Raw genomic sequence first — 20,433 nt, forward strand, 5'->3', positions numbered from 1 at the left:
TCAGGCCAGCGTCGCGCGTGTCGCGGCGAAGGCTTCGGGGGTATCCAGATTGTGCGTGCGGAGGTCTTTCACGCAGCGTTTGTTCAGGCCGCTCAACACCTTGCCAGGACCGCACTCGACAAGATCGGTCACACCCTGTTCGCTCAAGCGAACGATCGACTCGACCCAGCGGACCGGGCTATACAGCTGCGCCAGCAGGTCGCGCTGAAGGGTGTCCAGATCGGCAACTACCGCTGCGCTGACGTTCTGCACCAGCGGAATGCTCGGCGCCTGCCAGGCAATCGCCTGAACCGACTCGGCAAAGCGCTCGGCAGCCGGCCGCATCAGTTCGCAGTGTGACGGCACGCTCACCGGCAGAGGCAGCGCTCGCTTGGCGCCGCGGGCCTTGCAGGCCTCCATGGCACGCGCCACGGCAGCCGCACCGCCTGCGATCACGACTTGGCCGGGGGCATTGAAATTCACCGCACTGACCACTTCGCCCTGAGCCGCCTCGGCACAGGCAGCCAGAACGTCGGCGTCATCGAGCCCGATGATCGCAGCCATCCCGCCCTGCCCGGCCGGCACTGCCTGCTGCATCAACTGTCCACGACGCTCGACCAGCTTCACCGCTGAGGCGAACGGCAGGCTGCCGGCAGCCACCAGAGCGGAATACTCGCCGAGGCTGTGCCCGGCAACGAAGGCGGGCGTGGCGCCACCCTCGGCCAACCAAAGGCGCCAGAGCGCGATCGATGCCGCGAGGATGGCCGGCTGGGTTTTGTCGGTTTCGTTGAGACGCTCCACAGGGCCCTGCTGGATCAACGCCCAGAGGTCATAGCCGAGCGCATCGGACGCTTCAGCAAAAGTCTGTAGAACAGTTCCCGGCTGTGCACCATGCTCAGCCAGCATGCCGAGCGACTGCGAGCCTTGACCGGGAAACACGAATGCGAGGGGTGCGGACATTGCAACGGGCCCTTTTTGAATCTCTTATCGGAAAAACGCCCGACATGCAGTCCGCTTGCCGGCGTCGCGAATCATCTTTGGATGTCAGAGGATCGAAAACGGTCACACATCCTACAGCAACAGATCTTCGAGGCGCCCATGCAGACGGCGAGGCAGGTTCTCCCGCACCTCCACGACCGCGCGGCGAATAGCGCTCTGAAAACCCTCCTGCCCGGCAGAGCCATGACTTTTCACCACGATGCCCTGCAACCCGAGAAAGCTCGCGCCATTGTGTCGGGCGGGCGCCAGCTCGGCCTGTAGCCGGCGCAGGAGCGGCAAGGCGAGAACCCCCACCAGCCGTGAGGTGACGCCCGATCGAAACAGCGCTTCGAGCCGCGACGACACGAGCGAAACCAGGCCTTCGCTGGACTTGAGCAGGATATTGCCAACGAAACCGTCGCACACCACCACGTCGGCCTCTCCACGATAGAGACCGTCACCCTCGACGTAACCGATGAAATTGAGCCCCTCTCCCTTCTGCAGCAGGCTGGCGGCCAGCTTGACCTGCTGATTGCCCTTGATCTCTTCGGTACCGATGTTGAGCAGCGCAACGCGCGGATGCGGAGTGCCCAGGGCCTCGGCGGCAACCACGCCCATCACGGCGAACTGATAGAGCTGCTCGGCCGAACAATCGACGTTAGCGCCCAGATCGAGCAGATGACAGCTTCCCGTGCGGGTAGGAATGGCAGTGACCATCGCCGGGCGATCGATACCCGGAAGGGTTTTCAAGAGGTGCCGCGACAACGCCATCAGCGCACCGGTATTGCCGGCACTGACACAGGCCTGGGCGTATCCGTCGCGCACCAACTCCAGAGCGACGCGCATGGACGAGTCGGGCTTGCCACGCAATGCCTGGGAGGGCCGCTCGTTGGTACCGACAACTTCGCCAGCGTGCTTTATATGCAGGCGCGAGCGATCGACACCGGGATGGCGCGCAATGATTTCTTCGAGGAGAGCGGTCTGGCCGACGAGGACCACGTGAAGCGAGGGGGATTCAGCCAGGCAGGAGATGCTGGCTGGAACAATGAAGCGGGGACCGAAGTCCCCACCCATTGCATCAATCGCGATGATCGGAGCGGACAAGATTACTCGTCGGCGCCCTTGTCGATCACTTTGCGACCGCGGTACACACCTTCCGGGGAAACGTGGTGACGCAGGTGAACTTCACCGGTGGTCTTTTCCACGGACAGGGCGTTCGACTCGAGACCGTCGTGCGAACGACGCATGTCACGGGCGGAACGGGATTTTTTGTTCTGCTGAACAGCCATACTGATTTAACTCCTAAACGTTTGGGTCACGCTTCAACTGGGCCAGTACGCTGAACGGGTTGGACCGCGAAACCTCGTCCTCGCTCGGTTCAGGCTCATCGAGCCCCGCCGGCGGCTGGCAATCTTCATGGACCGGAACGATAGGCAAGGCGAGCAGCAACTCATCCTCAACCAGCGTCAGCAGATCCAGGGGCTCCTCCCCCACCTCCAGCGCGTCATGGCCTTTCGGCACTGACTGGTCGGAAGCCCCTTCCTTGACCACGGCGTAAATGCATTCGCCATGGATCGGCAGAGCGGCGATCTCCAGACAACGCTGGCAGATCATCTTTACCTCAGCGCTGAACTCGCTGCGAATGAACGCAGCGCGACGCTCGTTGCGATCGAACATCAGCTTGACATGCACCGTACCGGCGTTATCAGCGAGTTGAGCGCTCAGACGCGGCAAGCTTGCCTGCTGCAGATCACCCTCAAGGGTGGTACCGCGATCTGCAAGCTTGCGTGGATCAACCTGAGGTGGAATCGGCCCATTCAACATAGGCGCGAGATTCTAGGGATGTAGGTCGTCGCTGTCAAAGAAAATCCACCCTGTCCGCTATCGGATGCGATCGTTAGAATCCCGGCGAACAACAGGAGAAAACGCATGCTGCCCTTGGTTCTCTCATCCAGCTCCGCCTACCGCCGCGAATTGCTCGAACGCCTGCGCCTGCCGTTCAGTTGGTCCGCGCCGGCGATCGACGAAACGCGCCAACCAAATGAAGAAGGCGAAGCCCTGGTACTGCGCCTTGCCGAGGAAAAAGCGCGCGCCCTCGCCCACCTGCACCCGCAACACCTGATCATCGGCTCGGACCAGGTGGCCGTGCTGGACGGACAGATTCTTGGCAAACCGATGAATTTCGCTCGCGCCCAGGCGCAATTGCGTGGCGCCAGCGGCAGCAGCGTGGTGTTTCTCACCGGGGTAGCCCTGCTCAACACCGCCACCGACGAATGCCAGGTGGACTGCGTGCCGTTCACCGTGCACTTTCGCGAGCTCGACGACGATCGGATCGAGCGCTATCTGGAAGCCGAAAGACCCTTTGACTGCGCCGGCAGCTTCAAATCGGAAGGATTGGGCGTCAGCCTGTTTCGCGCGACCGAAGGCAGCGACGCGACGAGCCTGGTCGGCCTGCCACTGATTCGCCTGGTGGACATGCTGCTGGCCGAAGGCGTACGGATTCCTTGAATCCGCACGCCCTAGCCATATAAGGAGCAGCGATCAGCGCAGCGAAGGACCCTGGAAGCCCATCCACATCGCGAGATTGTCGGCGACGCTGGCACCGATCTTCTTGGCGAAACGGTCGAAAGGCGTTTCCTCGACGGTGTAATCCTTTATTTCCTTCTCGCCGATGACTTCGCGCGCAACGTAACTGGTGCTGCCAAGACCATCGATCAGGCCCAGTTGTAGCGCCTGTTCTCCCGACCAGATCAGACCGGAAAACAGTTCCGGATGATCCTTGTCCTTCAAGCGGTCGCCACGCCCCTTCTTCACACTGTCGATGAACTGGCGATGGGTCGTCTGCAACACACCCCGCCAGAACTCGGCTTCATCCGCCTTGGGTTGCTGGAAGGGATCGAGAAACGCCTTGTGCTCGCCGGAGGTGTAGACGCGACGATCGACCCCCAGCTTCTCCATGGTTCCGACGAAACCGAAACCCGCGGCAGTGACACCGATGGAGCCTACCAGGCTGGATTTATCGGCGTAGATCTCGTCGGCCGCACTGGCGATGTAATAGGCACCGGAGGCGCCCAGGTCGGAAATGACCGCATAGACCTTGATCGCCGGCTTCTCGGCGCGCAGGCGACGGATTTCGTCATAGATATAGCCGGACTGCACCGGGCTGCCGCCTGGACTGTTGATACGCAGGATCACGCCCTTGGTGCTTTCGTCCTCGAAAGCGGCGCGCAGGCTGCCGATGATGTTGTCTGCGCTGGCGGCCTCCTTGTCGGCGATCATCCCGCGCACATCGACCACCGCGGTGTAGCTGCCGCCGGACGATCCGGCCTTGCGCAAGTTGAGCATCGGCGAAAACAGCGCCAGCATGCCGAACAGGTAGACGAAGGTCAGCAGCTTGAAGAAGATGCCCCAGCGGCGCGAGCGGCGCTGTTCCTGGACACTGGCGAGCAGTGCCTTTTCCAGCAGCTTCCAGCTCTTTTCGTCGCCCGTGGAAGCCGAAGCCTTCCAATCATCCGACATTCTCGTACTCCTTGATCAGTGAGCCATTGGCGGCGCCGTCGAACCAGCGGCGCAGTTCGGAAAACTCGTTGATGGCGAGCTTGGGCGCAAACGCGAGCAGCTCGCTCAGTGACTGGGCACCGTAGCCGACCGCCACCGAATCGATGCCCGCGCGGCGTGCCATGTCCAGATCGAACGAGGAATCGCCGACCATAAGCGCCTTTTCCGGCGGCACGCCGCAGTGGACAAGAATTTCGTTGAGCATCAGCGGATCGGGCTTGCTGGCCGTTTCATCGGCGCAGCGGGTGATCTCGAAGTAATCCAGCCAACCATGCCCCGCCAGCACCCGATCCAGCCCACGGCGGCTCTTGCCGGTGGCGACCGCCATGCGCAGGCCACGCCGGCGAAAAGACTCCAGACACTCGACCACCCCGGGAAACAAGGGAGATGGACGCATGTCCAGCGCCATGTAGCGCTCGGCGTAACGCTGCCGGAACACTTCCACCCGGCCGACCTCGACCAGCTCCGGATAAAGCGTGGCAATAGCCTCCGGAAGACCGAGCCCGATGATGCCCTTGATCGCCTCGTCGCTGCGTTCGCCCAATCCGTCAAGGCTTGCCGCCGCGCGCATCGAATCGACGATACGACCGATGGAATCGCACAAGGTGCCGTCCCAGTCGAAGATCAGCAGTTCGTAATCAGGCACCCAGGCGCTCCAGGGTGCGCTCCCAGACTTCATCCACCTCGGCCTCGACCTTCAACTCGCCGCCCTCGGGCAGCGGCACGGTCAGCGCATAGGCATGCAGGAACAGCCGCTTGCCGCCCAGTTCGCGGATCTCGCGGGTGAACTCCTCGTCGCCGTACTTGCTGTCGCCCGCGATCGAGTGCCCCGCGTGCTTGGCATGAACGCGAATCTGGTGAGTGCGACCAGTGATGGGGCTGGCCTCGACGAGGGTGGCGAACTCGCCGAAGCGACGCAGCACACGAAACACCGTGAGCGCTTCCTTCCCCTCGGGATTGACCTCGACCATGCGCTCACCAGAGCGCAGGTTGTTCTTCAGCAAAGGCGCGCTGATCTTCTTCTTCGCCGCCGGCCAGTTGCCGCGCACCAGCGCCATGTAGCGCTTGTCGACACCGTCGCCGCGCAACGCCTCGTGCAGGTGACGCAGCATGCTGCGCTTCTTGGCGATCATCAGCAGGCCTGAGGTATCGCGATCCAGCCGATGCACCAGCTCGATGTCCTTGGCGTCGGGGCGCAACTGGCGGAACGCCTCGATCACGCCATAGTTCAATCCGCTGCCGCCGTGTACGGCGATGCCGGCCGGCTTGTTCAGCACGATCAGGGCCTTGTCTTCGTAGACGATGGCTTTTTCGAGACGCTCGAGCAAACCCAGCGCCAAAGGCGCGGGCTCGTCCCGCTCGGCCAGGCGGAGCGGCGGCACGCGCACGACATCCCCGGCCTGCAGCTTGTATTCGGGCTTGATCCGCCCCTTGTTCACACGCACTTCGCCCTTGCGAAGAATGCGGTAAATCAGGGTTTTGGGAACGCCCTTGAGCTGAGTGCGAAGAAAGTTGTCTATACGTTGGCCGGCAAATTCCGGCGAGACCTCCAGCAGTTGAACGCCAGTGGTCGGTTGGGCGGGAGTCGTCATCGCGCAATGATAGCAATTTTTCATGGAATTGAAGCACTTAATGATTACTGCTATAGTCCCGAACGCCGCCAAAAGCGGCCTGGCCTGGTGGACACCCGCTGAATCGTTCGTCCACCGCCGCTAGCAACCCATGCCAGGACGTGAGGCCGTCCGACGAAGTTACTCGCCGTATTGTCGCGAGTAGCTCGAAACCCAGCCTTGAGCCCATACGCGCTGCCCCGTAGGAGCATCGCGATAAATGAAAACCCGCTGCGGATTCTGCGAGCGGCACCCGATTTTCAAGGGATACGTGTAGGGTGGAGATGCACAATCATCGGACTGCGTAGCTTCAGGCTTTATTCAAGACGCTTCATCTCGTCCGCTGTCGATGATTGATTCCTCCTCCTGACAAAGTGCTTTTGTTACGACAGAAGCAGGAGACGTCGTCGCGAACCCGGCCCCGTTGGCCTGGCATCGCTGGACACTACAGCGGTAAGCCGCTGTTGACGCGCACCTGACACCGACCGCGAGAGTCGTGTGTGCCGAACGCCGTTTCCGGCAGCCCGGAAACCGAACGGTATTACATGAAAAGAATGCTGATTAACGCGACTCAACCCGAAGAGTTGCGTGTCGCGCTGGTAGATGGCCAGAAACTCTACGACCTCGACATCGAATCGGGCGCCCGTGAGCAGAAGAAGGCCAACATCTACAAAGGCCGAATCACCCGCGTAGAACCCAGCCTGGAAGCCGCCTTCGTCGACTTCGGCGCCGATCGCCACGGCTTCCTGCCCCTCAAGGAAATTTCCCGCGAATACTTCAGCAAGGCCCCCGAAGGCCGCGTGAACATCAAGGAAGTCCTCAAGGAAGGCCAGGAAGTCATCGTCCAGGTCGAGAAAGAAGAACGCGGCAACAAGGGCGCTGCCCTGACCACCTTCATCAGCCTGGCCGGTCGTTATCTGGTGCTGATGCCGAACAACCCCCGCGCCGGCGGCATCTCCCGCCGCATCGAAGGCGAAGAGCGCAACGAACTGCGCGAAGCGCTGAACGGCCTCGACGCCCCCGCCGACATGGGCCTGATCGTACGCACCGCCGGCCTCGGCCGCTCCAGCGAAGAACTGCAGTGGGACCTCGACTACCTGCTGCAACTCTGGACCGCGATCAAGGAAGCCTCGGTAGGCCGTAGCGCACCTTTCCTGATCTACCAGGAATCCAACGTCATCATCCGCGCCATTCGCGACTACCTGCGCCAGGACATCGGCGAAGTACTGGTCGACAGCGTCGAAGCCCAGAACGAAGCGCTGAGCTTCATCCAGCAGGTGATGCCGCAGTACGCCAGCAAGATCAAGCTGTATGAAGACAGTGTTCCGCTGTTCAACCGCTTCCAGATCGAAAGCCAGATCGAAACCGCCTTCCAGCGCGAAGTGAAGCTGCCGTCCGGCGGTTCCATCGTCATCGACCCGACCGAAGCCCTGGTGTCCATCGACATCAACTCGGCGCGTGCGACCAAAGGCGGCGATATCGAAGAAACCGCCCTGCAGACCAACCTGGAAGCGGCCGAAGAAATCGCCCGCCAACTGCGCCTGCGCGACATCGGCGGCCTGATCGTCATCGACTTCATCGACATGACCCCGGCGAAGAACCAGCGCGCCGTGGAAGAAAAGGTCCGCGAAGCCCTCGAGGCCGACCGCGCACGCATCCAGATCGGCCGCATCTCGCGTTTCGGCCTGCTGGAAATGTCGCGTCAGCGCCTGCGTCCGTCGCTGCGTGAAACCAGCGGCATCGTCTGCCCGCGCTGCAACGGCCAGGGCATCATTCGCGACGTCGAATCGCTGTCGCTGGCGATCCTGCGCCTGATCGAAGAAGAAGCCCTGAAAGACCGCACCGCCGAAGTCCGCGCCCGCGTTCCGTTCCAGGTAGCCGCTTTCCTGCTTAACGAGAAGCGCAACGCGATCACCAAGATCGAGCTGCGTACCCGTGCACGCATCTTCATTCTGCCGGACGACCACCTGGAAACCCCGCACTTCGAGGTGCAGCGCCTGCGCGACGACAGCCCCGAGCTGCTCGCCGGCCAGTCCAGCTACGAAATGGCGGCGGTCGAGGAAGAGGAAGTCCAGCCGGTCAGCGCCACGCGCACCCTGGTTCGCCAGGAAGCAGTGGTCAAGACCGTTTCCCCCGAGCGCCCTGCCCCGGCACCGACCGCTCCGGTCGCTGCCGCACAACCGGCCGCCAGCGCGCCAGAACCGAGCCTGTTCAAGGGCCTGGTGAAGTCCCTGGTCAGCCTGTTCGCCAGCAAGGAAGAAGCCGTCGCCCAACCGACCGAGCAGAAGCCCGCCGCGCAGCGTCCGCAGCGCAGCGACGAACGCCGCAATGGTCGTCAGCAGAACCGTCGTCGCGACGGTGGCCGTGACAACCGCGAGCCGCGTGAAGCGCGCGCCAACAGCGAAGAGCGCAAACCACGCGAAGAACGCCAGCCCCGTGAGGACCGCGCACCGCGCGAAGAGCGTGCCCCCCGCGAAGAACGCGCACCTCGTGAAGCCCGCGAGCCGCGCGAAGGTCAGGAAACCCGCCGCGAGCGCACGCCGCGCGAGCCGCGTGAAGCCCGTGGTGGCGAAGAGCGTCCGACCCGCGAGCTGCGTGAGCCACGCGAGCCGCGTGAAGCCCGCGAGCCGCGCGAACTGCGTGAGCCCCGCGAGCCGCGCGAAACCCGTGAGCCGCGTGAAGAGCGTCAGCCACGCGAGGCCGGCGAAGGCCGTCGTGAACGCACCGAGCGCGCCCCGCGTGAAGAGCGTCAACCGCGCGCCGAGCAGCCGGTGGTGACCGACGAGGAACTGCTGAACAACGAAGAAGTGATCGAGGAAAGCAACGAAGGCAGCGATGACGACCGTCCGCGTCGCCGTTCGCGCGGCCAGCGTCGCCGCAGCAACCGTCGTGAGCGTCAGCGTGACGCCAATGGCGAGATCATCGAGAACGAGGAAGGTGAAAGCGCGGAAACGTCGGACAATGCGCCTGCCGCTGCCGACATCGCCGTTGCGGCCGCCGTGGCCAGTTCGCTGGCTGCAGCGCCTACCGAAGGCGACGAGCCGGCAAGCACTCCGGCCCAGGTCGAGGCCGCTCCTGTCGCCGACGACGCACCGGTTGCCGAAACCACCTACGTTCAGCCCATCGCCGAAGCCAGCGAGCCCGCCGCCGTGGAATCCGCCGAAGCACCGGTACAGACCCAGGACAGCGAACTGCCCGTCCCGGTCGAAGCCGAGCCGGTGGCTCCGTTGGTGAGCGAAGCACCTGCGCCCGTCGAGCCGATCGCCGAGCCGGTCAGCGAGCCCGTTGCCGAAGTCGAAACGCCGAGCGAAGTCGCCGTCGTCGAGCCGGCCGCTCCGATCATCGAAGCCCCGCAGGCCGAAGGCGTCGTGGTCGAACAGGCTGCCGGCGGCCGTGCACCGAACGATCCGCGTGAAGTGCGTCGCCGTCGTCTGGAAGCCGAGCGTCTCGCGCGTGAAGCTGCCGAAGCCGCCACCGTCGGTGAAACCGCCTCGCAGGTCGAAGTGCCCTCGGTCGGCGAAGCACAGCCCGAGCCGGTCGCCGAGTACGCGTCCGAACTGGGTCAGGCGCCGGTCGCTGCCGAGCCGATGATCGAGGCCGAAGAACCGGCCGCACCGGCAGCCATCCAGCCGGTGGCCGAGACGGAGATCGAAGTCGCCCCGCAAACGCTGGAAGCGCAAGCCGAACAGGCTGCTACCCGCGCACCGGAGCCGACCGAGGTCGAAGCCCAGAACGAAGACGAGGAAAAACCGAAGGTTTGATCGAGTCCGAGTGACGAAAAAGGGGATGCCATTGGCATCCCCTTTTTTATTTCTCCGGCGGACGGTGCGCTACGCACCTCGAGGCATCGCCATGACGGGCGAAGTCAGAGCAGGTTAGGTTCCATTTCCAGTTCGACGCCGAAACGCTCGGCGATATCCGCCTGGATGTTTCGCGCAAGCGCCAGCAACTGGTTGCCGCTGGCCGCGCCGTAGTTCACCAGCACCAGGGCCTGCAGACGGTGAACACCCGCGTCGCCCTCGCGGAAGCCTTTCCAGCCGGCGCGATCGATCAGCCAGCCGGCCGCCAGCTTCACCTGGCCATCGGGCTGCGCGAACGCCACCAGGTCGGCATGCTCGGCGCGTAGGCGAGCGGCCTGCTCGGCGCTCACCAGCGGGTTCTTGAAGAAGCTGCCGGCGTTGCCCAGTTTGGCGGGATCGGGCAGTTTCTCGCGGCGAATGGCGCAGACCGCGCGACTGACGTCCGCCGGCGTCGGCGCACTGACGCCCTGCTCCGCCAGCTTCTGCCGCAACGGGCCGTAATCGAGGTGCAGGGTTGCGGTACGACTCAGGGAGAAACGCACACGCAGGATCAGCCAGCGCCCGGCTTCGCGCTTGAAGCGGCTGTCACGGTAACCGAAGGCGCACTCCTCCAGGCTGAAATCGCGCAGGTCGCCGGTCTGCCGATCGAGCGCGGTCAGACCGGCGAACACGTCCTTGATCTCGACGCCATAGGCACCGATGTTCTGCATCGGCGCGGCGCCGACCGTGCCGGGAATCAGGCTGAGGTTTTCCAGGCCGGCCAGGCCCATGTCCAGGGTGGCAAGAACGAAGTCGTGCCAGGGTTCGCCGGCTTCGGCCTCGACCAGCACGCGTTCGCCGTCGTCGACCAGGACACGAATGCCCCGGCTGGTCAGGCGCAACACCAGCGCATCGACATCGCCGGTCAACAGCAGGTTGCTGCCGCCGCCGATGGGCAGCAGAGGCAGCCCCTCGTGCGCGGCGATCCGCAACGCCTCGCGCACCTCACCATCGTTTCGGGCCTCGGCGAACAGCCGGGCCCGCACGTCGACGCCAAAGGTATTGAGGGGTTTGAGCGAGACATCGTGCTGCAGCGACAGGCTCACAACTGTGCCCTCAGGTCGGCGAGCAAGGCGGCGCCGGCGCACTCGATGAGATCGAGCACCTGGTCGAAACCGTCGGCGCCGCCGTAATAGGGATCGGGAACCTCCTGTTCGGCCTGGCCGCAACGGCGCAGGAAAAGATCCAGTTCCGCCCGCGACGTGGCGGGGCGCAGCGCCTGCAGGTCGCGCAGGTTGCTCCGGTCCATTGCCAGGATCAGGTCAAAACGCTGGAAGTCAGCAACCTCGAACTGGCGGGCGCGGAGATCGTCGAGCGCGTAGCCGCGCTGCCGCGCCGCACGCGCGGTACGGCTGTCAGGCGCCTTGCCGACGTGCCAGTCGCCGGTGCCGGCGGAGTCGACCTCGATTTCATCCTGCAAACCGGCGGCGCGCACCTGATGACGGAACACGCCCTCGGCGGTCGGGGAGCGGCAGATGTTGCCGAGGCAGACGAACAGCACCTTCACGGCTCAGCCTCCCAGCAGACGGCGAACCCGCTGCAGGTCTTCCGGCGTATCCACCCCGGTGGGCGGCGCCTCCAGCGCATCGCCGACATGGATACGCACGCCGTGCCAGAGCGCACGCAGCTGCTCCAGCGACTCGGCGCTTTCCAGCCAGCAGGGGCCCCAGGCGACGAAATCGAAGAGGAAGCTGGCGCGGTAGGCATAGATGCCGATGTGGCGGCGGTAGGGAATTCCCTCCGGCAGATGTTCGCGGCTGGCGGCGAAGGCGTCTCGCGCCCACGGCAGCGGCGCGCGGCTGAAGGTAAGCGCCAGGCCGTCGAGGTCGCTGACGACCTTGACCACGTTGGCGTTGAACAGGGACGCGACGTCCAGGATAGGCTCGGCCAGGGTGGCGATCCCCGCCTCGGGATGCGCCGCGAGGTTGCTCGCGACCTGGTCGATGATCGCGGGCGGAATCAGCGGCTCGTCGCCCTGCACGTTGACCACGATGGCGTCGTCGGCCAGGCCGAGCTGCACAGCCACCTCGGCCAGGCGGTCGGTGCCGGAATTGTGGTCGGCGCGGGTCAGCAGCACGTCGGCGCCGAACGCGCGACAGGCCGCGACGATGCGCTCATCGTCGGTGGCGATCACCACGCGCCGGGCCGCGCTCTTGCGGGCCTGCTCCCAGACGTGACGGACCATCGGCTTGCCGGCGATCTCCTGCAGCGGCTTGCCAGGCAGGCGGCTGGAGGCATAGCGCGCCGGGATGACCACGGTGAAATCGGCAGTCATCTTACTTGTCCAGGCGCTCGTCGACGTTGAGGCTGCGCGCTTCGCTTTCCAGCATCACCGGGATGCCGTCGCGGATCGGATAGGCCAGGCCGGCGCCCTTGCTGATCAGCTCGGTCTTGTCCTCGCTGAGCTTCAGCGGGCCCTTGCAGACCGGGCAGGCCAGGATGTCGAGCAGTTTTAGGTCCATGGGAAGTTCCTCGGGAGTCAGAGACGTTCGGGTAGCAGGTGCGCCAGTCGGGAATCGAACCAGGCGATGAAGGCGCCGGAAGGCTGCGCTTCTACCGCCAGGTACCACCAGTCCTCGGCGGCGAAGTCACGGCATTTCACCGCATCCTTTTCGGTCATCAGCAGTGGCAATGCGGGGCTGAACTGCAGCTGCTCCGCCGTGTAGCGGGCGTGATCGGCGAAGGCGTGCTCGATGGGACGCCAGTTTAGCGCCTCGAGGGTGGCGAAGAAACGCCGGGGGTTGCCGATGCCGGCCAGGGCATGCAACGCCTGCCCGGGCGGAAAATGATCGAGCGGACGGCGCTCGCCACTGCGCAGGTTGACCAGCGCCGAAGGACGCAACTGCAGGGCGAAACCCTCGGCGGTGTCCTCGCCGGCACCGTTGAACAGCACGGCGTCGACCTCGGCGAGACGCTCGGCCGGCTCCCGCAGCGGACCAGCGGGCAGGCAGCGACGGTTGCCGAGACCACGTGCGGCGTCGATCAGCACCAGTTCGAGGTCGCGCGCCAGGCGGTAATGCTGCAGGCCGTCGTCGCAGAGGATCAGGTCGGGCGCTTCGTCGTCCACCAGCGCGCGTACCGCGCGCGCGCGATCGGGGTCTATTACCAGCGCCACGCCGCTGCGCTGGACGATCATCAGCGGCTCGTCGCCCGCCTGTTCGGCGCTCTGCCCGGCACGCACGCGCCAGGGCAGTTGCGGCGGCCGGGCGCCGTAGCCGCGACTGACCACGCCGGCGCGCAGGCCGCGTGCGCGGCAGTGCTCGATCAGCCAGAGGATCATCGGCGTCTTGCCGGTGCCACCCACCGTGACGTTGCCGACCACGATCAAGGGTACCGGCGCGCGGTAGATCTCGCCTTCGCCAGCAAGAAAACGCGTGCGCTTGCGCCGCACCACGCCACGGTAAAGCGCCTCCAGCGGGCGCAGCAGCGCCAGCGCCGGATGACCGCGGTACCAGGCGTCGAGCAGGCTATCGCGCAGGGCCATCAGGGTTTCGCCGTGGCCTCGACCGTGGTCAGGCGCAGATGGGAGAAGCCGAGCTTACCGGCGGCATCCATCGCGGTGATGACCGCCTGGTGGGGTGTCTTGCCGTCGGCGCTGATGGTCAGCGGCAGGCTGTTGTCACCGGCGGATTCCTTCTGCAGCGCGGTCATCAGGCCGTCCAGGTCGTTCTTCAGCAACGCCTGGCCGTTCAGCGCGTAGCTGCCCGTGGCGTCGATGAGGATTTCCAGCTGCTTGAGCTCCGAGGGCGTGGTCTGCTCGCCGCTGACCGCCTCGGGCAAGTCGACCTTCAGGTTGGTTTCGCGGGTGAAGGTGGTGGTGACCACGAAGAACAGCAGCAGGACGAACACGATGTCGATCAACGACACCAGGTTGATCTCGATGTTTTCCCGCACGCGACGTCTGCGAAACTTCACGCCTTGCCCTCGTTGAAATCGACGTCGCGATCACCGTGCACCACCTCGACCAGCTTGATCGCCTCCTGCTCCATACCGACCACAAGTTCGTCGACGCGACGCACCAGAAAGCGGTGGAAGAACAGCGCCGGGATGGCGACTATCAAGCCCGCCGCAGTGGTCACCAGCGCCTTGCCGATACCACCGGCGAGGCCGGCGGCGTTGGTCTGGCCGGCGGCGTTGAAGGCGCTGAAGATCTCGATCATGCCGAGCACGGTACCCAGCAGGCCGAGCAGCGGCGCCATGCCGGCGATGGTGCCGAGGGTGTTGAGGTAGCGTTCCAGCTCGTGGATCACCCGCGAGGCGGCTTCCTCGATGCTTTCCTTCATGATCTCGCGGCCGTGCTTGGAGTTGGCGAGGCCGGCGGCGAGCACTTCACCCAGCGGCGAAGAGGCGCGCAGCTCCTTGAGCCGCAGGCTGCCCAGCTGGCCTTCCTGGATCCAGCGCCAGACCTGCCCGACCAGGTGCGGCGGCGAGACGCGGCTCGCGCGCAGGGTCCAGAGACGTTCGGCAGCGATGGCCAGGGCGACCACGGAGCAGAGGATGATGGGCAGCATAATCCAGCCGCCCGCTTTGACCAGTTCCCACACGGCAACGACCCCTTCGCGAAAAATGGCGCCACTCTAGCATAGGGTTCCCAAGGCTTGAGCAACTGCGCAACGCAGCGTCTCAAGGCGTTTGTCCGACGGGGCCTGGAGCGGCCTCGGGAGCAAGCGGGTCACGCCAGAACCGCCGCTGCGCGCGCAGCGGCCGGGCAGGCCCGAATGCGCCCAGCTCGATGCGCAGAGCGCCCTCCTCGACGTTGTCATGGAGCGCGATGGCGAGCGCCCGGTAGCGCGCGACGACCGTCGGATGCGGGTGACCGAAGGCGTTGTGCTGCCCGCGGGAGAACAGCACCGCGCGCGGCTGTACCGCCTGCAGGAAGGCCATCGACGAGGAACTGCGGCTGCCGTGGTGCGGCGCCAGCAGCCACTCGGCGCGCAGGTCGCGGCCTGCATCGATCAACGCGCGCTCGGCCTGGATATCGATGTCGCCAGTGAGCAGCATGCGCTCGCCATTGGCCTCGACCTTCAACACGCAGGACGCCTGGTTGCCCGTCGTCGCCCCGCTCCAGCGCCAGGTGCTGAAGCGCACGCCGTCCCACTGCCAACGGGCGCCGTCGACGCACGGCCGGGCCTGCAGCGACGCGGGCAACCGGTCCGGCTCGCCGCTGATGACCTGCGCCGGCGCCAGGCCACGCTGGATCGCCAGGGCGCCGCCGGCATGGTCCGAATCGGCATGGCTGAGCAACAACCGGTCGAGCCGGCGCACGCCCAGCCCGGCCAGCGACGGCAGCACCACGCGTTCGCCGAGGTCGAAGTCGCCATAGCGCGGGCCAGCGTCGTAGAGCAAGGCATGGCTGCGCGTGCGGATCAGGACCGAAAGCCCCTGCCCCACGTCGAACTGCCACACCTCGGCTCGTCCCTCCGGCGGCGCGCCGGACGGCGGAAACAGCATCGGCAACAACAACGCCAGGCCGAATACCCGCAACGGCACGCCGCTGGGCAGTAACAGCAGGAAGGCGCCGAGCGCGCCGAGCAGCCAGGCCCACAGCGGAACCGCCGTCGGCAGCCAGGCAGGCCACCAGCGCGCCATGGGCGCCAGGATCAGGAACAGCAACTCGAGCAGACCGCCCGCCAGTTGGAACAGCCCTTCGCCCAGCCAGGGAACCGGCAGCAACAGTGTGCCCAACAGCGCCGGTGGCAACACGACGAAGCTGACCCAGGGCACCGCGATCAGATTGGCCAGCGCGCCGCTGATGCTGATCGGCAGCCCGAGCGCCAGCAAGCCGGGCAGCAGGCCGATGGTCATCACCCACTGCGCCCGTCCCAGCGTGCGCCAGGCGCTCCAGGCACCGAGGCGACCGGCGAAGGTCAGGGCGAGGATCGCCACCGCGCCGAAGGACAGCCAGAAACCCGCCTGCAGGCTGGCGAGCGGCTCGATCAACAGCACCAGATCGAAGGCCAGCAGCAGCGCCGTCCACACGCCCAGATGGCGAAAGCGCAGGCGCCAGATCAGCACCACCGCGAGCATGATGCAGGCGCGGCGGATAGGCACCTCGAAGCCGGCCAGCAGCGAGTAGCCGAGCGCCGCGGCGAAACCCAGCGCGCAGGCCCAGGATAGCCAGGGCAGACGACGTGGCCACAGCCCGTGACGCGCCAGCTGGACGATCAACCCGTAGACCAAACCGGCCATCAGGCTGACGTGGCCGCCGGAGATCACCATCAGGTGAATCGTTCCGCTGTCCTGCAGCAGTTGCCAGTCGGCGCGGGAAAGCCCGGAGTCGTCGCCCAGCACCAGCGCCGTCAGCCCGCCCTGGCGACCGAACGCGGGCAATGCCAGCAGCCGTTGCCGTAGCGCGTCACGCCAGGCGCCGATGCCCTCCGCCGGCGCCAGGCGCTCGCCGCTCTTCACCGTGCCGGTGGCACCGATACGCTGGGCCTGCAGCCAGGCCTCGTAATCGAAGGATTGCGGATTGACCAGACCATGCGGACGCTTCAGGTGCACCGCCAGGCGCCAGCGTTCACCCGCCCGCAGCGCGGGGCCGCCGTACCAGGCCAGGCGCATCCGCTGCGGCAGCCGCACGCGGCGCGATTCGGCCTCCGCCAGCTCGAAGCGCACCACCTCGTCGGACACCGCCGGCAGGCCGACGACCTGCCCTTCCAGCCACAGCGTACGGTCGTCCAGTTCCGGCGCGAGGCGATCGTCCAGCGCCGATTGCGCGGACACGCAGGCCCAGCTCAGTCCGAGAAGCAGCATCGCCACCCGATAGCGGCGGCAGGCCAGCGACAGCAGGCCGACCAGGGCCAGGCCGCTCAGCCATCGAGTGTCGGGCAACGCGGGCAGAAAACGCAGGAGCAAAAGCCCCGCGGCGAGCGCAATCATCCCTGTGCGCATGCTGGATCGACTCCATGATCCGGCCGTGGAATGCGGCCAGGTGAAACGATCGGTGCAGCCTAGCAGGCCTTTGAAAAACCTGAACGAGGCAGGCAAGACGAGGCGAAAAGGGCCGAGAAAGCGGAGTTCACATGGCTGTAAATGAGCATTTCGAGGCCGTTTTCAACGCTGTATTGCCAACGCAGGTAGTTTTTCAATCGCCTGCGGGCGGCGCCCCGGGACCGGGGCGCTGCCCTGGGTCACTCGTAACGCAGCGCTTCGGCGGGTTCCGTGCGCGAGGCGCGCCAGGCCGGATAGAGCGTGGCGAGGAAGCTGAGGATCAGCGCCACCGCGCAGATCAGCACCACGTCGGAGACTTCCAGCTTCGACGGCAGCGAACTGATGAAGTACAGGTCGGAGCTGAGGATGCGCATGCCGAGCGCACCTTCGACCCAGGCGATCAGGCTGCTGATGTTGATGGCCGCGAGCACGCCGAGCACGCCGCCGATCAGCGTGCCGATGCAGCCGATCACGCTGCCCTGGACCATGAAGATCGCCATCACCTGGCGCGGCGTGGCACCGAGGGTACGCAGGATGGCGATGTCGGCACGCTTGTCGGCGACCACCATGATCAGCGTGGCGATGATGTTGAACGCCGCCACCGCGATGATCAGCATCAGCAGCAGGCCGATCATGGTCTTCTCCATCTTCATCGCGCTGAACAGGCTGCCCTGGGTGTGGGTCCAGTCGTCGGCGCGGTAGCCCTGGCCCAGGCCGCCGGCGATCGCCGCGGACACCTCGGGCGCGCGATAGAGGTCCTTCAGCGCCAGCCGCACGCTCTGCACCTGGCCCGGCTGCAGGCGCTGGATTTCTCCGGCGTCGGCGATGTGCACCAGCGCCAGCGAGCCATCCAGCTCGGCGCCCACCTTGAACAGCCCGACCACGGTGAGCCGCTGCATGCGCGGGGTGATGCCGCCGGGCGCGCTGCTCAGCTCCGGGACGATCAGGGTGACCTTGTCGCCCAGACGCAGGCCGAAGCGCCGCGCGGTGATCTCCCCGAGCACCACGCCGAACTGCTCGGCCTTGAGGTCGTCGAGGCTGCCCTGGACCATGTGCTGGCCGATGATCGAGACCTTGGGTTCTTCCTGCGGATCGATGCCGTTGACCTGCAGCGGCTGCATCGCCCCCTTGAAGGAAATCATCCCTTCGAGTTCGGCGAAGGGCACCGCGCCGGTGACCTCGGGATTCTTCATCGCCGCATCGGCGACGGCCTTCCAGTCGTCCAGCGGCTTGTCGGCGGACAAGGTGGCGTGGGAGACCATGCCGAGAATCCGCGAGCTCATCTCCTGCTGGAAGCCATTCATCACCGAGAGCACCACGATCATCGCCAGCACGCCGAGCGCCAGGCCGATCATCGAGGTCAGCGAGATGAACGAGATGAAATGGTTGCGGCGCTTGGCCCGCGTGTAGCGGAGCCCGACGAAGATCGAGAGCGGGCGGAACATCAGGCGGCCACCAGCTTGCCGTCTTCCAGGCGCAGCACGCGGTCCATCTGCTGCGCCAGCTGCAGGTCGTGGGTAACGACCAGGAAGGCGGTCTGCGAGGAGCGGCTGAGCTCCAGCATCATGTCCTGGATGCCGTGGGCGGTGTGGTTGTCGAGGTTGCCGGTGGGCTCGTCGAGCAGCACCAGCGCCGGATTGTTGACCAGCGCCCGGGCGATGGCCACGCGCTGGCGCTCGCCGCCGGACAGCTCGGCCGGCTTGTGCTCGAGGCGATGAGCGAGGCCGACGCGTTCGAGCAGCGCGGTGGAGCGCTGGCGCGCTTCGGCAATGGAGGTCTTGCCGATCAGCAGCGGCATGCAGACGTTCTCCAGCGCGGTGAACTCCGGCAGGAGGTGGTGGAACTGATAGACGAAGCCCAGCGCGCGGTTGCGCAGCAGGCCGCGCGCCTTCTCGTTCAGCGCGGACAGCTCCTCGCCGGCCAGCCAGACGCTGCCCTGGCTCGGCGTATCCAGCCCGCCGAGCAGGTTGAGCAGCGTGCTCTTGCCGGAACCGGAGGTGCCGACGATGGCGATGCGCTCGCCCGGATGCAGCTCCAGCTGCACGCCGGCCAGCACGTCGACCGCCACCGGGCCCTGTTCGTAACGCTTGCCCAGGTTGCGGCAACTCAGGACTGCCTTATCACTCATAACGCAAAGCCTCCGCTGGTTGGGTGCGCGAGGCACGCCAGGCCGGATAAAGGGTGGCGAGAAAACTCAGGACCAGCGCGGCGGAGCAGACCAGGACGACGTCCTCGGCCATCAGCCGCGAGGGCAGGTAATCGATGAAATACACCTCGGCGCTGAGGAATTTGTGCCCCAGCAGCCGCTCGAGGCCGGCGATCATCGCGCTGACGTTGAGCGCCGCGAGGATGCCGAGCACCGCGCCGATCAGCGTACCGACCACGCCGATCACGGTGCCCTGGACCATGAAGATCGCCATGATCTGCCGCGGCGTGGCGCCCAGGGTGCGCAGGATGGCGATGTCCGACTTCTTGTCGGTCACCACCATCACCAGCGTGGAAATGATGTTGAACGCGGCGACCGCGACGATCAGCAACAGCAACAGGCCGATCATCGCCTTCTCCATGCCGATGGCCTGGTAGAGGTTGCCGTGGGTGCGCGTCCAGTCACGGGCGTAGTAATCCGGGCCGAGCCTGTTGGCGAGCTGGTAGGCCACGCGCGGCGCCTGGAACAGGTCGTGGAGCTTGAGGCGCACGCCCTGCACCTGGTCCGGTTTCCAGCGCTTGAGGCGCGCGGCATCGTCCAGGTGGGTCAGCGCCAGGTAGCCGTCCAGCTCGCCGGCGCCGACGTGGAAGATCCCGACCACGGTGAAGCGCTTCATCCGCGGGAACATCCCGGCCGGCGTCACCGCGACTTCCGGGGCGACGAAGGTCAGCTTGTCACCGATGTCGACGCCGAGCTTCTGCGCCGCGCGATCGCCGATGACGATGCCGAAGCCGCCCGACTGCAGGGCGTCGAGGTTGCCTTTTCCCGACAGGAAGAACTGGTCGATGATCGAAACCCGATGCTCGAACTGCGGGTCGACCGCATCGATCAGCACCTTCTGCACCTGGCCGTTATTGGTCAGCAGGCCCTGCATCTGGGTGAACGGCGCTACCGCGGCGACTTGCGGATTGGCCTCCGCGAGCGTCGCCAGCGCGTGCCAGTCGGGGATCGGTTGCGGCGATTCGAGCGTCGCGTGCGGCACCATGCCGAGCACGCGGGTGCGCATCTCGTAGTCGAAACCGTTCATGACCGAAAGCACCACGATCATCACCAGCACGCCAAGGGCGAGCCCGATCATCGAGGTCAGCGAAATGAAGGAAACGAAATGGTTGCGCCGCTTGGCCCGCGTGTAGCGCGCGCCGATGAAGATTGACAGGGGTCTGAACATGTCGGGGGCTTGTTCGCTGGAAAGGGAACGTCCATCAGGTGACGAAACGAACGCGGACGAAGTGTGCAGGCAAACGACGCAGCGCAGAGGCTGGAGGTGTTACGTCATGTTGAATGCGTGCGCCGTGTGACAACGGCACTCCCCTGTCCGGTTCCCGTACGCCGC

Annotated in this window: 20 protein-coding genes; 2 read left to right on the forward strand and 18 right to left on the reverse strand. The window is 65.6% G+C overall.

All coding sequences use genetic code 11. From position 1 onward, the window contains the following. The 4 genes from fabD to BLV15_RS18935 all read right to left on the reverse strand — a co-directional run bounded on the left by fabD (position 1) and on the right by BLV15_RS18935 (position 2,781). Positions 1 to 939, reverse strand: coding sequence for an ACP S-malonyltransferase (fabD, locus tag BLV15_RS18920; RefSeq protein ID WP_090231260.1), 939 nt, complete (start codon positions 937 to 939; stop codon positions 1 to 3). 111 nt (positions 940 to 1,050) lie between these two features. Continuing rightward, positions 1,051 to 2,061 carry a phosphate acyltransferase PlsX gene (gene plsX, locus BLV15_RS18925; protein ID WP_090231261.1) on the reverse strand — a complete coding sequence of 337 codons (1,011 nt, stop codon included), beginning with the start codon at positions 2,059 to 2,061 and terminating at the stop codon, positions 1,051 to 1,053. A gap of 2 nt (positions 2,062 to 2,063) precedes the next feature. Then, complete coding sequence (gene rpmF / locus BLV15_RS18930) at positions 2,064 to 2,246, reverse strand: 50S ribosomal protein L32 (protein ID WP_090231262.1); 183 nt, start codon at positions 2,244 to 2,246, stop codon at positions 2,064 to 2,066. Positions 2,247 to 2,259: 13 nt separating this feature from the next. Continuing rightward, complete coding sequence (locus BLV15_RS18935; RefSeq protein WP_090231263.1) at positions 2,260 to 2,781, reverse strand: YceD family protein; 522 nt, start codon at positions 2,779 to 2,781, stop codon at positions 2,260 to 2,262. Between the two features lie 105 nt (positions 2,782 to 2,886). Between BLV15_RS18935 and BLV15_RS18940 the strand changes: the two genes are divergently transcribed. Continuing rightward, positions 2,887 to 3,465 (forward strand): Maf family protein, encoded by a 579-nt coding sequence (locus tag BLV15_RS18940; protein WP_090231264.1) that lies wholly within the window; start codon positions 2,887 to 2,889, stop codon positions 3,463 to 3,465. A 33-nt stretch (positions 3,466 to 3,498) separates the two neighbouring features. On the opposite strand, the gene sppA is transcribed toward BLV15_RS18940, so the two are convergent. From sppA to rluC, 3 genes are read right to left on the reverse strand one after another with little or no spacing between them, the layout of a single operon-like run. After that, entirely contained in the window at positions 3,499 to 4,476 is a 978-nt protein-coding gene (gene sppA / locus BLV15_RS18945; protein WP_090231265.1) for a signal peptide peptidase SppA, read from the reverse strand. After that, entirely contained in the window at positions 4,466 to 5,161 is a 696-nt protein-coding gene (locus BLV15_RS18950; RefSeq protein WP_090231266.1) for an HAD-IA family hydrolase, read from the reverse strand. Before BLV15_RS18950 ends, sppA begins: the two co-directional genes overlap by 11 nt. Further along, a complete protein-coding gene (rluC, locus tag BLV15_RS18955; protein WP_090231267.1) occupies positions 5,154 to 6,107 on the reverse strand; it encodes a 23S rRNA pseudouridine(955/2504/2580) synthase RluC in 954 nt (317 codons plus the stop codon). The genes BLV15_RS18950 and rluC overlap by 8 nt, the downstream gene beginning before the upstream one ends. A 563-nt stretch (positions 6,108 to 6,670) precedes the next feature. Between rluC and rne the strand changes: the two genes are divergently transcribed. Then, the gene (rne, locus tag BLV15_RS18965; RefSeq protein WP_090231352.1) at positions 6,671 to 9,886 is read left to right on the forward strand and encodes a ribonuclease E; all 3,216 of its coding nucleotides are present in this window, start codon (positions 6,671 to 6,673) and stop codon (positions 9,884 to 9,886) included. A 104-nt stretch (positions 9,887 to 9,990) separates the two neighbouring features. On the opposite strand, the gene murB is transcribed toward rne, so the two are convergent. The 11 genes from murB to BLV15_RS19020 all read right to left on the reverse strand — a co-directional run bounded on the left by murB (position 9,991) and on the right by BLV15_RS19020 (position 20,268). Next, positions 9,991 to 11,010: a UDP-N-acetylmuramate dehydrogenase gene (gene murB / locus BLV15_RS18970; RefSeq protein WP_090231268.1), complete on the reverse strand. Its 1,020-nt coding sequence runs from the start codon at positions 11,008 to 11,010 to the stop codon at positions 9,991 to 9,993. Next, the gene (locus BLV15_RS18975) at positions 11,007 to 11,471 is read right to left on the reverse strand and encodes a low molecular weight protein-tyrosine-phosphatase (protein WP_090231269.1); all 465 of its coding nucleotides are present in this window, start codon (positions 11,469 to 11,471) and stop codon (positions 11,007 to 11,009) included. The genes murB and BLV15_RS18975 overlap by 4 nt, the downstream gene beginning before the upstream one ends. A 3-nt stretch (positions 11,472 to 11,474) precedes the next feature. After that, positions 11,475 to 12,239 (reverse strand): 3-deoxy-manno-octulosonate cytidylyltransferase, encoded by a 765-nt coding sequence (gene kdsB, locus BLV15_RS18980; RefSeq protein ID WP_090231270.1) that lies wholly within the window; start codon positions 12,237 to 12,239, stop codon positions 11,475 to 11,477. A 1-nt stretch (position 12,240) separates the two neighbouring features. Beyond that, a complete protein-coding gene (locus tag BLV15_RS18985; protein ID WP_090231271.1) occupies positions 12,241 to 12,426 on the reverse strand; it encodes a Trm112 family protein in 186 nt (61 codons plus the stop codon). 17 nt (positions 12,427 to 12,443) lie between these two features. Then, positions 12,444 to 13,448 (reverse strand): tetraacyldisaccharide 4'-kinase, encoded by a 1,005-nt coding sequence (gene lpxK / locus BLV15_RS18990; protein ID WP_090231272.1) that lies wholly within the window; start codon positions 13,446 to 13,448, stop codon positions 12,444 to 12,446. Continuing rightward, positions 13,448 to 13,879, reverse strand: coding sequence for an ExbD/TolR family protein (locus tag BLV15_RS18995; protein ID WP_090231273.1), 432 nt, complete (start codon positions 13,877 to 13,879; stop codon positions 13,448 to 13,450). Before BLV15_RS18995 ends, lpxK begins: the two co-directional genes overlap by 1 nt. Further along, positions 13,876 to 14,508, reverse strand: coding sequence for a MotA/TolQ/ExbB proton channel family protein (locus BLV15_RS19000; protein WP_090231274.1), 633 nt, complete (start codon positions 14,506 to 14,508; stop codon positions 13,876 to 13,878). Before BLV15_RS19000 ends, BLV15_RS18995 begins: the two co-directional genes overlap by 4 nt. A gap of 79 nt (positions 14,509 to 14,587) precedes the next feature. Continuing rightward, positions 14,588 to 16,855, reverse strand: a complete 2,268-nt coding sequence (locus BLV15_RS19005; protein ID WP_090231275.1) for a DNA internalization-related competence protein ComEC/Rec2 — start codon at positions 16,853 to 16,855, stop codon at positions 14,588 to 14,590. A 239-nt stretch (positions 16,856 to 17,094) separates the two neighbouring features. Further along, positions 17,095 to 18,339, reverse strand: a complete 1,245-nt coding sequence (locus BLV15_RS19010; protein ID WP_090231276.1) for a lipoprotein-releasing ABC transporter permease subunit — start codon at positions 18,337 to 18,339, stop codon at positions 17,095 to 17,097. After that, positions 18,339 to 19,022, reverse strand: coding sequence for a lipoprotein-releasing ABC transporter ATP-binding protein LolD (gene lolD / locus BLV15_RS19015; RefSeq protein WP_090231277.1), 684 nt, complete (start codon positions 19,020 to 19,022; stop codon positions 18,339 to 18,341). The genes BLV15_RS19010 and lolD overlap by 1 nt, the downstream gene beginning before the upstream one ends. Continuing rightward, positions 19,015 to 20,268, reverse strand: a complete 1,254-nt coding sequence (locus tag BLV15_RS19020; RefSeq protein ID WP_090231278.1) for a lipoprotein-releasing ABC transporter permease subunit — start codon at positions 20,266 to 20,268, stop codon at positions 19,015 to 19,017. Before BLV15_RS19020 ends, lolD begins: the two co-directional genes overlap by 8 nt. Positions 20,269 to 20,433: the final 165 nt, after the last annotated feature.

Origin of the sequence: Pseudomonas kuykendallii, from assembly GCF_900106975.1 — a bacterium.
GTDB lineage: Bacteria > Pseudomonadota > Gammaproteobacteria > Pseudomonadales > Pseudomonadaceae > Pseudomonas_O > Pseudomonas_O kuykendallii.

Coding starts and splice junctions, on each gene's coding strand:
- fabD (WP_090231260.1), bottom strand. CDS start 939: ATGTCCGCACCCCTCGCATTCGTGTTTCCCGGTCAAGGCTCGCAGTCG.
- rpmF (WP_090231262.1), bottom strand. CDS start 2,246: ATGGCTGTTCAGCAGAACAAAAAATCCCGTTCCGCCCGTGACATGCGT.
- BLV15_RS18935 (WP_090231263.1), bottom strand. CDS start 2,781: ATGTTGAATGGGCCGATTCCACCTCAGGTTGATCCACGCAAGCTTGCA.
- BLV15_RS18940 (WP_090231264.1), top strand. CDS start 2,887: ATGCTGCCCTTGGTTCTCTCATCCAGCTCCGCCTACCGCCGCGAATTG.
- sppA (WP_090231265.1), bottom strand. CDS start 4,476: ATGTCGGATGATTGGAAGGCTTCGGCTTCCACGGGCGACGAAAAGAGC.
- rluC (WP_090231267.1), bottom strand. CDS start 6,107: ATGACGACTCCCGCCCAACCGACCACTGGCGTTCAACTGCTGGAGGTC.
- rne (WP_090231352.1), top strand. CDS start 6,671: ATGAAAAGAATGCTGATTAACGCGACTCAACCCGAAGAGTTGCGTGTC.
- kdsB (WP_090231270.1), bottom strand. CDS start 12,239: ATGACTGCCGATTTCACCGTGGTCATCCCGGCGCGCTATGCCTCCAGC.
- BLV15_RS18985 (WP_090231271.1), bottom strand. CDS start 12,426: ATGGACCTAAAACTGCTCGACATCCTGGCCTGCCCGGTCTGCAAGGGC.
- lpxK (WP_090231272.1), bottom strand. CDS start 13,448: ATGGCCCTGCGCGATAGCCTGCTCGACGCCTGGTACCGCGGTCATCCG.
- BLV15_RS19005 (WP_090231275.1), bottom strand. CDS start 16,855: ATGCGCACAGGGATGATTGCGCTCGCCGCGGGGCTTTTGCTCCTGCGT.
- BLV15_RS19010 (WP_090231276.1), bottom strand. CDS start 18,339: ATGTTCCGCCCGCTCTCGATCTTCGTCGGGCTCCGCTACACGCGGGCC.
- lolD (WP_090231277.1), bottom strand. CDS start 19,022: ATGAGTGATAAGGCAGTCCTGAGTTGCCGCAACCTGGGCAAGCGTTAC.
- BLV15_RS19020 (WP_090231278.1), bottom strand. CDS start 20,268: ATGTTCAGACCCCTGTCAATCTTCATCGGCGCGCGCTACACGCGGGCC.